We start from the raw sequence: 12,217 nt of genomic DNA, 5'->3' as shown, positions 1-12,217 counted from the left end.
CGTGGGCCGCGGTTTTGATCGCCGCATTGATTGTGATACCGGCTTTTGCTGGAATCCCAGGCATCTGGGTAGTCGTTTCCGCAGCCCTTTTGGGTGGCGCTTTCAGGTTCTTGCTGAGGAGGATGCTGCACGAGGATGGTTGAGCCGTTTGCTGCACCAAGCTGAGCTATATATCCATGTGATCAATTCGTGTTACCCTTCGGTCGCCATCCCTCCAGAAAATATGCCGTAAGGTAAATGTTCGGAAATCCTGTGGGAGGACATGATGGATATCAGTGTCTCATCCGTGAGACAGGGGCCGTCCTGCTGCTCCTTCTAGCTCCGTAGAAAGCATGTTCGAGGCTGCTCGTCGCGCTCCGGCCTTCGCCTGATCGTCCCGGTTGTCGGTCGGGATCGGGTCGGGACCCGGATCCGGGGGAGATGCCGCCAGGTCACGGCTGGCCGCGAACAGCAGGTCCTCGCCGGTCGCCGGGCGTAGTCGCAGGTCGGCGAGCGCGCCGACCCCGACTCCGGCCCGGGTCAGGGCGGTGCGCGCGGCGGCGGGGCCGGCACCGTAGAGGACCGCGATCATCTCCGGGCCGGTCGGATCCGGCCGGTACACCAGGTCCGTGCGGCGCAACGCCGGGCGGGGGCGCCGACCGGCAGGGTGAAGCGGGCGTGCGTGAGGTCATCGTCCCGGCACCGGCGCTCCAGGCCCCGATCCGGTCCCCGACCCCGCTGCGGCGCGCGGCCTTGTTCCCCTGCTTCGGCCCGCTTCGCCGCCGGTCCGGCCAGCCGGTCGATCTCGGCGGTGACCACCCGGGCCAGCAACTCGGCGCTGGCGTCCCAGGTGAACCCAGCCGCCCAGGCACGGGCCGCCGCGGGCGGCTCGGCCAGTAGCCATAGCGCCGTGTCGAGGATCTTCTCCAGCGGCTCGCCCTCGTCGACCAGCCATCCCGTCGTCCCGTCCCGGACCGCGTCGCGCAGCCCCGGGACCCGGAACGCCACCGCGGGCACCCCGAGGGCGGCGGCCTCCAGCACCGACAGCCCCCAGCCCTCACCATGCGAGGGGTTGACCGTCAGCCAGGCCGAGGAAAGCAGCCGGTCGCGGGTGGCGGCATCGGTGTAGCCGTGCCAGCGCACGGCGTCACCGTCCCGGTCGGTCGTGCCTCCCGAGCCCGGAGCGGCCCCCGGGTCGGTGGTGGTCACCGTATCTGGGGTGGTCAGCCCGAGGGCGACCGCGCGGGCGGTCAGGCGTTCGCGGTCCGGGCCGTCGCCGATGATGTGGACGGTGAGCCCGGGATGCGCCCCGACCAGCGCGGGCAGCGCGTCGAGGAGCAGGTCGAGCCGCTTGTGCGGCACGAGCCGGCCGACGCACACGATGGTGGGTGCCGTCGCGGGGCCGCCATCCGAGCCTGCGGGCCCGCCGCCAGCCGGGCCCGTGAACGCGGTGGCCCCAGCGGTCGAGTTAGCCCCGGCGGCCGAGGTGGTCACCCCGTTGGGGACCAGGAAGCGCGGGCCGGGCAGACCGAGGATGTCACGGGCCTCGGCGCGGGTCGAGGGGGAGACGACCACCACCGGTCGGCGCCGGTAGACCCACCGGCTGCCCGGCGCCTCCAGCAGCTGCCCGACCCGGGCGACCGGCCCGGGGAAGTACAACGGGAACTGTTTCTGATGAACGTGGTGGAGCACCTGCACGACGGGGGTGCTCGCCGGCAGCACCAGGGGGCTGAAGAACGGGATCCCGTTCTGGCAGTCGACGACGGCGTCGACGCGGTGCCCGGCCCGCCCCAGGCTGGCCAGCCGGGCGAGCACCGACGGATAGACGCCGAAGGTGCCGCCCCCGCGGCGCACCTCGACGCCGCCGACGGACTCGGCGACGGGCGGACCCGGGCGTTCACCGTCCGTGGCCCGCGAGGTCAGCAGGGTGACCCGGGCGCCGGCCGCGGCGAACCGTTCGGCGATCGACTGGCAGAACAGCTCCGCCCCGCCGGCCTGCGGATGCTCCCGGTCCCGCCAGTTGAGGAACACCACGTGCCGGCCGGCGAGGGTGGGCAGGTACCGGCGCTCCCGGGACCCTCCGCGGTGCGTCGGACCCTTCCGGGGGTGTCACGCTGGGGCTTCCCGTCACCGGTGGCATTCCTTCCGTTTCGTTCCGCTCGCCAGGGCTTACCATGTTCGTCTGCAACGTTCGCCTGCAACCTACCGATGTCGGAAAATCGTCGGCCACTTACCATGGTCGGTGTTTCGCTGTGAGTGATTCGACGTGTCCCGTTCCCGGTAGGGAGACTGATGGCGAAGCCCTCGCGTGAGGCTGTGACGGGCCTGCTGGCCGGTCCGGCAGCGCTGGCCGTCGCCGGCATGCTCGTCAACGGGTGCAACCTGCTGATGAACCTGATCGTCGCCCGGTCGCTGGACCCGGACTCCTACGGCGCCGTGTCGGTGCAGGTCAGCATCTTCCTGATTCTCTCGGTCGCGGGTAACGCGCTGCTGATCGCCGTGGTGCAGCACGAGACGTCTGGGCCGGGGGGCACCCGGCGCGAGCAGTGGTCCTGGATCCGGCGGCTGCGGGGCGCCTGCGGCGTCGGCATCGTGATCTCCGCAATCGTCGCGGTGGTGCTGTGCCGGCCGGTGGCCGCGCTGATGTCTTATCCGCATCCGCTCGCGATCGCCGAGGCGACCATCGGTGCCGCGCTGTGGACGCTGCTGTGCGTCGAACGCGGCCTGCTGCAGGCCCGGGGGGCCTATCCGCGCCTCGCCGTCAACTTCGTGGTCGAGGACTTCGTCCGGATCGGCCTGGTAATCGTGCTCGTGCTGGGCGGGCTCGGGGTGAACGGCGCGGGCCTGGGCATCGTGCTCGGCGTCGTCGTCGGCGCCGAGCACGCCCGGTGGGCCGTCACGCGCACCCCGCGGCTGCCGCGTCCGCCCGTGTCCCGGCGCGGGGCGCCTGTGTCCCAGCGCGGGGCGACCGTGCTGCCTGACGACGGCACACCGCCGGCCACCGGGCCGATTCCGCTGCCGATCCCGGCGCCGCGCGCCAGCGCCCGGCACAGCGTCATCGCCGACACCACCGTCGCCCTCGGCGTGCTGATCCCCCTCGCCCTGCTGCAGAATATGGACGTCGTCATCGTCGGCTGGCTGGGGTCCTCCGGGGTCGGCGGCTACGCGGCGATCTCGACGGCCTGCAAGGTACCGGTCTTCATCGGGCTGGCGGTCGCGAACTTCCTGCTGCCCGAGGCGGCACGACGGCGCAAGGAGGGACGCCCCGCCGGGGGCACGTTGGTCGTGGCGCTGGTCTTCGTCGTCGCTCCCGGGCTCTTCCTCGCCGGGCTCGGTCTGTTCGCGGCCAAGTGGTTGATCGGACTCGTCTTCGGGGCGCATCTCACCGACGCCGCCTCCGCGCTGTCGGTGCTCGCGCTGAGCATGACCCTGCTGGCCGTCACCCTGATGTTCACCACGTACCTGCTCGGCGCCGGGGTGCGCCGGGTCGTCGGCGTGCTCGCCGTCGCCACCGTGGCGACGGCTGGGGCGCTCGTCTCGGCCGGCGGCGGATCGATGGCCACGGCCACCGCCGCGCTCGCCGCCGAGTCGGTGACCGCGCTCGCGGTCGGCCTGCTCGTGGTCCAGCTGCATCACACCGACCGCCGGGCGGCGCGGGCCGCCGAGACGCACCGGCGGCCGGCGGGGGGCGTGGGACTACCTGACCCCCAGCCCGGCGAGGGGGTCCCGGCCCGGGTGTGAGGAGTTCCTCTGCCCGACGAGTCCCAGCCCACCCCGCGCGGAGAGGCCACCGCTGATGCCAGCCCAGACCCGTCCGAACGCGGACGGCGGTGAGCCCGGTTCTCCCGGGTCTCCCGGGTCTCCCGGGTCGTCGGGGTCGGTGCGCTCGCCGCTCGCCGTTACCCGCCGCCGCCTGCTCGCGACGGCCGTGGGCCTCGGCGCGACGTCCGCCGGCGCCCTCGTCGCCGCGCGCCTGCTCTCCTCGTCCTCGGGTCCGACCTCCTCCGGTGACCTGCCGCTGAGCCGACCCTCGGCACCGGTCGGCGGGGTCACCGTGGGCCCGTCGATGCCGGCCGGGGCGGTGGCGGGCCTGCCCAGGAACCTGCTGACCATCTATGGCGCACCCGGCACCTTCGGAAACCTCGACGACCAGTCGGCCATCGAGATCGCCGAGGTGCCGGGCTGGGGCTTCGGCCCCGGTCAGGCCGCCTTCCTGTCCGCGGTCGCCGCGGACGGCACCGTCTTCCTCGCGACGACTCCGTTCACCGACGACCAGGCGAAGCTGACCGGTACGGGCATGGAGATCAAGATCTTCGAGCCAGTCACCGAACGGTTCACCCGCCTGGTGATCCCCTCAACGAAGGGCCGGACGAGCCTGCCCCGGGCCGACCCGAACTACCATGGTGTAGGCGGCGGGAACATCTCGGACGTGATCGTCGTGCCCGGCCCGGACGGCACCGAGCGGGTGGTCTTCGTCTCGCTGATGCCCTTCTTCGGCTGGAACACCTCCGTCGACGGCGAGTTGCCGAGCATCGGTCAGCTCCGGCGGGACTCCCTGGGCGGACGGTGGGCCTACGACCAGACGGTATCCAGGACAGCGGCTCAGCTCGCCAGCGCCGCCCCGCCGTACGTGGCGGCGCTGGCCTTCCCGGTGCTCGCGCCGCTGGAGCCGCGCTCACCGCGCGGGCCGTCCTCGATCGCCCGGCTGCCCCGCAGCGGGCACCTGGTCATCGCCCAGTACCTGGGGACCGGGGTCGGCGGCACCGACAACGGCGCCCTGCTCGTTATCGACCTCGCCGGCCGGGTGCGGGCGCACTGGCAGTACCCGCAGGCCCGCCCGCTGGGCCTCGAGCTGGTCGTGAACCCGCGGGAGGTCGTCGCCGATCCCACCAGCGAACCTGATGACGAACGGTTCGTGCTGATCAGTGACGTGCGCGGGCTGGACTTCCGGGCCCAGCCCTTCCCCGTGCAGGAGTTCTCCTACTCGGCGTCGCGGGGCACCATCAGCCCGAAGAGCACGGCGGTGCGCGCCGTTCAGGACGGCTCCCGGATGGAGTCGGCCGTGTTCGGCACGGACGGCACCCTGTACGTGGCCCGCACCAAGGCCGACGGGCTGCGGGCGGAGACCCTCGCCGTCTACCCGAAGATCGATGGGGAACGCGGCCTGGTGACCCGGGCCCCCGCCACGGGCAACTGGCCGGTCGACACCTGGGGCATCGCCAACCGCCCCGACTACCTGATCGCGGGCACCGACCGGGGTGGGCTGGTGCGCAGCATCACCGTCGATCCAGCCACCGGCGCGGTGCTGCTCGCCGGGCTCGACGGCCTGGTGCAGGTCGTGCGGCCGGCGGGGCGCGGCACGCGGATGACCTTCCGCACTGACCGGTCGATCGACGTGGGGCTGAGCAGGCTGCGGGGCCCCGCGACCTGGTATGTCGGGGTGCGCCGCGGCGCGGTCGACGCCCGCCGGCGCAGCCTGTGGCTCCCGGTGAACCAGCTGGTGCTCGACGGCCTGCCCTGGCCGTACCCCCCGTTCAAGCTCGATCAGTGGTTGCTGCGCGTCAACCTGGATGTGCTGCTCGGCGACGAGTAGGTGACGGGCGGCCAGCGGGGGCCGGCGGCGCTCAGCCCCCGCCGGCGGCGCCGTGTAGCGGCAGCGCGAGCAGGTAGGGGTCGACGTGGGTGCCGAGGAAGCCGAGATGGCGGTAGAACGCCCGGCCGGGTTGCCGTATCGCGTGGGCGAGCAGGAGCGGCACTCCGACCATGCGATGGACGGTCAGCGACCGCATCACGGCGTCCCGCACGAGTTGGGCGCCGACCCCGCGGCCCTGGTAGCGGACATCGACCGCGAGCCGCCCCACGAACATCGCCGGAACGGGTCCGGTGGACCGGCGCGACCACCGGCGTGAACCGGGGATCCTTTCCAGGGCGGCGGTGGCCAGGCAGTAGTAGCCGGCGACCCGGGTACCATCGACGATCACGAACGTGTTCGTCGTCCGGTCCTGCTGGTGTTCGAGGGCGTGGTGGCGCAGCCAGCCGTCGAGCAGGTCGTCACCGCTGTTGAAGGTGAGCCGGTCCGGGCCCTCGGACAGGGCCGCGGGCTTGGCGAGGGGCACTGCGTAGGATCCTTTCTTGGGACCGCGTCGGACCGCGTCGGACCGCGTCGGACCGCGTCGGACCGCGTCGGACCGCGTCGGACCGCGTCGGACCGCGTCGGACCGCGTCGGACCGCGTCGGGACCGCCGGTCGACTGGCCGGCTGGTCGGCCGACCGGGAGGCGGGCAGAGGTGGCGAGGTGCTCCGGCTGCTCCGAGCCCGGTTTCTCGTCGAGGAGCCGGCGCAGCCGGGGGGAGTCCGGCAGCGGCGTGTCGAGCAGCGCCTCGAGCTTGCTCCAGTCGGCATCCGGGACGCGGAACAGGCGGCGGTCGGCGAGAACCTCTCGCGCGTATCGCTTCATGGCCTCGACGGCGAAGTCCTCAAGGGACAGGCCCTCACCCTCCGCGGCCGAGCGGATGATCTCGGCTTCGTCCTGGGGTAGCCGTACCGCGAGTCTGTCGTCCCTGGCGGTGCTCATACTGGCAGTCTGCCCTCCGGGTCTTCGGACCCGTTTCCCCGGGTCTCGCTCGCCGACGTGGGTACCACATCCATCGCGGCCGGGTCGCCCGGATGCCCGGAGGCCGGCCGGAGCGCGGATCCGGTCGGCCGCCCGGCATCTCTTCGTACCAGATCTTCGTACCAGAGAGGTCCTACGCCCGTGGCACTCTCGCCTGTCCCCACCGTCCCGCTCGCGCACGGTGCCCGGATGCCCAGGCTCGGGCTCGGAACCTGGCCGCTGAACGACCGGGAGGTCCAGGGGGTGGTGGAACAGGCGCTCGGGCTGGGCTACCGGTTGATCGACACCGCGCACAACTACGGCAACGAGAAGGGGGTCGGCGCCGGGCTACGCGCCGTCAGCGTGCCCCGCGAGGAGCTGTTCGTCACCACGAAGTTCAACAAACGCTCACACAGCGTCCGCGGCGTGCGCAGGGCCGCGGTGGAGAGCACCCGCCGGATGGGGCTGGACTACCTCGATCTGCTCCTCATCCACTGGCCGAACCCGTGGCGGGATCGGTACGTCGAGGCCTGGAAGGGGCTCGTCGAGCTGCTGAAGGACGGCCAGGTACGCGCGATCGGGGTGTCGAACTTCAAGACGACCCACCTCGACCGGCTGCTGGCCCAGACCGGTGTCGCGCCGGACGTGAACCAGATCCAGCTCGATCCCCGACTCGGCCGGTCCGCGATCCGCGCTTACCACGCGGAGCACGGGATCGTGACGGAGGCGTGGAGCCCGCTGGGCGCCGGCACCGGGCTGCTCGACGAACCGGTGATCGCGCGGATCGCCGCCGCGCACGAGCGCACCCCCGCGCAGGTCGTCCTGCGCTGGCACATCGAGCTGGGCATCGTGGTGGTGCCGAAGTCGGCCAGCCCCAGGCGCCTGGCGGAGAACATCGACGTCTTCGACTTCACGCTCTCCGCCGAGGAGATCGCCGCGATCTCCGGGCTGGACCGGGGCGCCGCGGGGGAGGCGGACGCCCTCGACTCCGACGTGTTCGGGCACTGAGTCCCTGGGAGCTCTGAGTTCCTGGGAGCTCGGGGTCCAGGGACACTCGGGACAAAATAACGTTCTTATTTCCCATTTCCCTTATGAGGTCATGTCCCGGCGCCAGAAGAGGACGACAGCGACCAGCACCATCGCGGTGCAGTAGACCAGCCCGCGCAGCAGCGCGTCGGCGTAGGGCGTGGCGACGGCGGAGCCACCGGTGGTGATCGCCTCCATCAGCTGTACCGGCAGCCAGGCCCGGACGGGACCGTAGATGCGCGTGACCAGCATCTCCACCGGCAGCGCGTAGGCGACCGCGACCGCGATCGCCGCGGCGGGCGCGCGGAAGACGATCGCGGCCAGGGCGCCGAGCGCGGCGTAGCCGAGCGATCCAGCGCACAGGTTGACGAAGCTCTTGCCCAGTTCGGCTAGCCCCGCCGCGCTGCTCCAGGCGGCCGTCGACACCCCCTTCAGCGGCGCGAGCGCGAAGGACAACGCGACCGAGACCACGGTCGCCACGGTGATGACGAGAACCACGAACGCCGCCAGAGCCAGCAGTTTGCCGGCGAGAAGCCGGAGCCGGTGCGGCTGGGCGACGAGCTGGTTGCGCAGGGTCCCGTGCGCATGGTCGCCGGCGAGCGACGCGGCGACGACGGACAGGGCCACCACGCCGAGCAGGATGCTGACCGCCTGCACCCCCTGCACGACGCCGTTCGCGGCGGACAGCCCGCTGGCCGTGACGGGGTCGCCATCGAAGTCGTTGTGCCTCACCGAGACGAAGGTCAGAACGGTGCCGAGCAGGGCCGAGGCGATGACCGCCCCCAGCGTCCCGAGCAGGAACCGGGTCCGCAACAGCGGCACCCATTCGGCGCGGAAAACCGTGATCATGTGGCACCTGCACGGCTCTGGGCCGGGTCGAGCCCGGCTCCCACGGGGGGCACGCTGCCGTCCGGGGTGTTCTCGGAACGAATGAGGTCGCCGTCGATCTCGCCGGTGACGCGCAGGAAGGTCTCCTCCAGGTTCGGCCGATGGGTGCGCAGCGAGCGCAGGGTGATGCCGGCGCGCATCGCCAGTCGGTTGAGGTCCGCGGCCACCCCCTCGCGGGCATGGGCGGTCACCACCGGATGGCGTTCGCCGACTCCCGCGTCGCACGACGGCCCGGGGCAGAGGTCCATCTCGACCCGAAGGCCGGTCTCGCCGAGGAGCCCGGCCAGGCGGCGGGCGTCGTCGTCCCGCTCGGGCACCATGAGGATCCGGGGATCCTCGGCGGCGAGCAGGTCGGTGACGTGCCCCTGGAACAGCATCCGCCCGCCGTTGATCATCACCAAATGATCGCAGATCTGCTCGACCTCGGTTAGCAGATGGCTCGACATGAAGACCGTCATGCCGGTGCCGGCCAGCTGGCCCAGCAGCGCGCGGATCTCCCGGATGCCCGCCGGGTCGAGGCCGTTCGTCGGCTCGTCCAGGATGAGCAGGCTGGGATCGGGCAACAGAGCGGCGGCGATGCCCAGGCGCTGCTTCATCCCGAGGGAGTAGGCGGTGAACCGGTCGTCGGCCCGCTCGGTCAGGCCCACCTGTGCGAGGACTTCCCCGACCCGCCGCGCGCGATCGGCGCGGCGCCGCCCGCCGATCCCACGCAGCAGGGCGAGCTGGTCCAGATTGCGCCGGCCGGACAGCCCGGGATGGAACGTCGGGCCTTCGATCATTGCCCCGACCCGGCCCAGGTAGCGGGCCGGATGGGAGATCGGCGCGCCCAGCACGTACCCCTGGCCCGCCGTGGGGCGGATCAACCCCAGCAGCATGCGCAGCGTGCTGGACTTCCCGGCCCCGTTCGGGCCGACGAAACCGGACAGCGTCCCGCGCGGCACCTGGAGGTCGAGATGGTCCACCGCCACCCGATCGCCGTACCGCTTGCCGAGCCCGCGGGTCCAGATCGCTGCCTCGGCCGGGCCCTCGGGCGACCGCCCGGCCGGCCGCGGGGGCCGCGCCGCACCGTGGGGGCGACCAGCCACGTTCGATGCGTGCGTCGGTTCGGTGACCGAACCCGAAGTCATCGTCTGACAGCCTCCCAGATCATGCATTCAACTCCCGGAGATCGGTCGATCCGTCACCCTCCACCGTGACTCCGTCATCCACCGTGCTCTATGGGGAGTCGTGCCCGCGGAGGCCGTCGTGGTCGACCAAAGGCGCGGCCGCTGGCGGGACCGGCACCGGCACGGGGGCCGATCGAACTCCCGTGCCTCCCGGCGGTACGCACTGGGCGCCGTCGGCGCCGGGCACCGCAGTGGCCGGACCAGTCCCCGGCTCGGGATCCCGGCTCGGATCCGCCGTGCTCAGCAGGCCTAACGAGTGGACCACAGGCACCGTTCCAGCTCCCGGCACTCCGGAGCGCTCGGTGCCGTGGGAATCCGGAGGTTTCCGCCTTGTCCGAAAGAGTGGCAACGTGCCGCTATGTTTACTCATTTCCAACACGTCATCAAACAAGCACTGTGAAAGTCTGGGGCTAGACTGGGGCTGGAGTAGGTCCGCGCCGCCGCCGAGGTTCGCGATCATTCGGCGCAGCACATTGAGTGCGGCGCTCATCGTTCCATCCGTGAGATGGGGTAGCTGTCGTACGAGCCTCCCCGGGGGACCCCGCACGTCACCCGACACAACCGGCGCCCGATGGCTGGACGACAATCTGCACATGGGCGAGACGGCTGGCCTTCGGCGCGGCATCCGGGTGCTGACGTTGCTCGCCAGCATCTCGATCATCGTGATGCTGGTGTTGGCCGTGGTCTCCGCCCTGCGGTCACGTCATGCCGCGACGGAGCGGAGCAGGCATCTGGACCCGGCGGCGACTACCACCGCGATGCTCCTGGCCGACTTCGTCGACCAGGAGAATGCTCTGCGTGGCTACATCATCACCCGGGACCGGGGTTTCCTTGTCCCCTACGACGAGTCCGCCAGCTCCATCCCGGTCCTGATGGCACAGCTGGACGCGTTGCTGGCCGACTTCCCCGTGCCGCGCGCGCAGCACGGGGAAGTCGGCCGGGCGTACCGGGACTGGCGTCGCGAGGTTGTCCAGCCGGAACTGGCCGCGATGACGAGGGGAGACACCGCCGCTGCCCGGAATATCGTGCGCACCAACGCGCGCCAGGACTTCGACCTGCTGCGCCGCGAGGTCGCGGAGCTCGCCGTGGCGATCGACCGCGAGCAGGTCGAGGCGTCCGGGCGGGTGGAGAGTGCCTCCGTGCTGCTGCTGAGCTCGCTGGCCAGTGCGATGTTCGTCATCCTCGGGTTCCTGCTGACCATTATGATCATCTCGCGCCGATGGCTGCTCCGCCCGATCGGAGCGTTGCAGCGATCCGTCAACGCGGTGGCCGCCGGTCGCTACGACACCCGGATCCCCTCCGTCGGCCCCAAGGAGATCGTGGAGCTGGCCGCCGACGTCGAGACGATGCGCGCCCAGCTGGTGCGGCTCGTCCGCCAGAACGAGCGGTCGTGGGAGGCTCTGGCCCAGCAGGGACCCGCTGTGATCGCACTGCGGGACGCGCTCACGCCCTCGCTCCTGCGGGCCCGCGGCCTGGTCCTGCACGGCCGGGTCGATCCGGCCGAGGGCGAACTGGCGGGGGACTGGTACGACGCCTTCGAGCTACCCGACGGGCGGGTCGCCGTCGTGGTCGGTGACGTCTCCGGTCATGGAGCCGCGGCCGGGGTCTTCGCGTTGCGGCTCAAGCAACTGCTTGACGCGGCTCTGTCGACGGAGATCGATCCCGGTCGGGCCCTGGAGTGGACGGTGGACAACCTCGGTGAGATCGAGGAGATGTTCGCGACCGCGATCATCGCCGTTGTCGACCCGCGGACCGGGGACCTGTCCTACGTCAACGCCGGTCATCCCGACACGCTCCTGCTGCGCCGGGCGGTGCCCGGGAACATGGCCTCGGCGGGCGAGCTGCCCGCGGGCGCGGGGTGGGTGGATGCGGTGTCGGTGGGTGCGGTGTCGGTGGGCGAGCTGCCCACAGGCAAGGTACCCGCGGACGCGGTGCTTCCCGGCGGGGCATCCTCACGCGAGGTACCCGCTCCGACCGCTCACCTGGTTGGCCCCCGCGATCCCGCCCGGCCGGGAGGCGGCCCCGGTGACGGGGTGGGCGGATCCGCCATGGCGGCTGCTGTTGGACCCGCGCATGCTGTCGGATCGGCCCGCGGGTCGGGGGATGGGGCGAACGGTGCCGGCCCCGAGCCCGGGCGGGTGCCGGGACCCGGTTCCATCGTCGGCTCCGGGCTGGGAACGGCGCAGGTCGTTCGGCTGCCTCCGACGGGCCCGTTGATGTCGAGCCTGCTCGCGGAGCCCGGGGCGTGGGGAATCCAGACGCTGCGGCTCGAACCGGGCGACGTGCTCTTCGCCTACACCGACGGACTGGTGGAGGCGCGTGACGAGGCCGGGCGGCAGTTCGGGCTGCACCGGCTGATCGCCGAGATCCTCCGTGATCCCACGCGCACGCCGGTGGCGCTGCTCGACGACGCCTTCGACGCGGTTCGCCGATACGCGCCCGGGCGGCAAGGCGACGACCGTACGGCGATCATTCTCGCCCGCACCACCCAGTGTGGCTCCACGATCGCGCCCGGAGAGCCTTAGGATTTGCATTGAAATAACTTGATTATTCTATGTCGGGTCTA

The 12,217-nt window shown here is 71.6% G+C and carries 10 protein-coding genes; 4 read left to right on the top strand and 6 right to left on the bottom strand.

Translation table 11 applies throughout. From position 1 onward, the window contains the following. Positions 1-280 precede the first annotated feature (280 nt). Together AC08OJ_RS14510 and AC08OJ_RS14505 are read right to left on the bottom strand one after the other, a co-directional pair. Positions 281-571 carry a hypothetical protein gene (locus AC08OJ_RS14510; protein WP_476595987.1) on the bottom strand — a complete coding sequence of 97 codons (291 nt, stop codon included), beginning with the start codon at positions 569-571 and terminating at the stop codon, positions 281-283. Next, a complete protein-coding gene (locus AC08OJ_RS14505) occupies positions 568-2,013 on the bottom strand; it encodes a glycosyltransferase family 4 protein (RefSeq protein WP_476595986.1) in 1,446 nt (481 codons plus the stop codon). The genes AC08OJ_RS14510 and AC08OJ_RS14505 overlap by 4 nt, the downstream gene beginning before the upstream one ends. Before the next feature lie 258 nt (positions 2,014-2,271). Here AC08OJ_RS14505 and AC08OJ_RS14500 point away from each other — a divergent pair, with 258 nt between their 5' ends. Together AC08OJ_RS14500 and AC08OJ_RS14495 are read left to right on the top strand one after the other, a co-directional pair. After that, complete coding sequence (locus tag AC08OJ_RS14500) at positions 2,272-3,720, top strand: lipopolysaccharide biosynthesis protein (RefSeq protein ID WP_476593539.1); 1,449 nt, start codon at positions 2,272-2,274, stop codon at positions 3,718-3,720. Between the two features lie 55 nt (positions 3,721-3,775). Beyond that, the gene (locus AC08OJ_RS14495) at positions 3,776-5,572 is read left to right on the top strand and encodes a hypothetical protein (RefSeq protein WP_476595985.1); all 1,797 of its coding nucleotides are present in this window, start codon (positions 3,776-3,778) and stop codon (positions 5,570-5,572) included. Positions 5,573-5,603: 31 nt separating this feature from the next. Here the strand turns inward: AC08OJ_RS14495 and AC08OJ_RS14490 are convergent, their stop codons facing one another. Continuing rightward, on the bottom strand, positions 5,604-6,071 hold the full coding sequence (locus AC08OJ_RS14490) for a GNAT family N-acetyltransferase (RefSeq protein WP_476593543.1): 468 nt from the start codon (positions 6,069-6,071) through the stop codon (positions 5,604-5,606). Next, a complete protein-coding gene (locus AC08OJ_RS14485; RefSeq protein ID WP_476595984.1) occupies positions 5,957-6,553 on the bottom strand; it encodes a type II toxin-antitoxin system TacA family antitoxin in 597 nt (198 codons plus the stop codon). Before AC08OJ_RS14485 ends, AC08OJ_RS14490 begins: the two co-directional genes overlap by 115 nt. Before the next feature lie 180 nt (positions 6,554-6,733). On the opposite strand from AC08OJ_RS14485, the gene AC08OJ_RS14480 reads away from it, so the two are divergent. Next, a complete protein-coding gene (locus AC08OJ_RS14480; protein WP_476593536.1) occupies positions 6,734-7,579 on the top strand; it encodes an aldo/keto reductase in 846 nt (281 codons plus the stop codon). An 81-nt stretch (positions 7,580-7,660) separates the two neighbouring features. Here AC08OJ_RS14480 and AC08OJ_RS14475 read toward each other — a convergent pair whose 3' ends face one another. Both AC08OJ_RS14475 and AC08OJ_RS14470 read right to left on the bottom strand, forming a co-directional pair. Further along, positions 7,661-8,446, bottom strand: coding sequence for an ABC transporter permease subunit (locus AC08OJ_RS14475; protein ID WP_476595983.1), 786 nt, complete (start codon positions 8,444-8,446; stop codon positions 7,661-7,663). After that, a complete protein-coding gene (locus AC08OJ_RS14470) occupies positions 8,443-9,612 on the bottom strand; it encodes an ABC transporter ATP-binding protein (RefSeq protein WP_476593534.1) in 1,170 nt (389 codons plus the stop codon). Before AC08OJ_RS14470 ends, AC08OJ_RS14475 begins: the two co-directional genes overlap by 4 nt. Positions 9,613-10,244: 632 nt before the next feature. On the opposite strand from AC08OJ_RS14470, the gene AC08OJ_RS14465 reads away from it, so the two are divergent. Then, the gene (locus tag AC08OJ_RS14465; RefSeq protein WP_476595982.1) at positions 10,245-12,176 is read left to right on the top strand and encodes a PP2C family protein-serine/threonine phosphatase; all 1,932 of its coding nucleotides are present in this window, start codon (positions 10,245-10,247) and stop codon (positions 12,174-12,176) included. The last annotated feature ends 41 nt before the right edge of the window (positions 12,177-12,217 follow it).

It is taken from the genome of Frankia sp. CgKIO3 (assembly GCF_977946435.1).
This window is presented reverse-complemented; position numbering and strand designations above follow the sequence as displayed.

Coding starts and splice junctions, on each gene's coding strand:
- AC08OJ_RS14485 (WP_476595984.1), bottom strand. CDS start 6,553: ATGAGCACCGCCAGGGACGACAGACTCGCGGTACGGCTACCCCAGGAC.
- AC08OJ_RS14500 (WP_476593539.1), top strand. CDS start 2,272: ATGGCGAAGCCCTCGCGTGAGGCTGTGACGGGCCTGCTGGCCGGTCCG.
- AC08OJ_RS14470 (WP_476593534.1), bottom strand. CDS start 9,612: ATGACTTCGGGTTCGGTCACCGAACCGACGCACGCATCGAACGTGGCT.
- AC08OJ_RS14475 (WP_476595983.1), bottom strand. CDS start 8,446: ATGATCACGGTTTTCCGCGCCGAATGGGTGCCGCTGTTGCGGACCCGG.
- AC08OJ_RS14495 (WP_476595985.1), top strand. CDS start 3,776: ATGCCAGCCCAGACCCGTCCGAACGCGGACGGCGGTGAGCCCGGTTCT.
- AC08OJ_RS14465 (WP_476595982.1), top strand. CDS start 10,245: ATGGGCGAGACGGCTGGCCTTCGGCGCGGCATCCGGGTGCTGACGTTG.
- AC08OJ_RS14510 (WP_476595987.1), bottom strand. CDS start 571: ATGATCGCGGTCCTCTACGGTGCCGGCCCCGCCGCCGCGCGCACCGCC.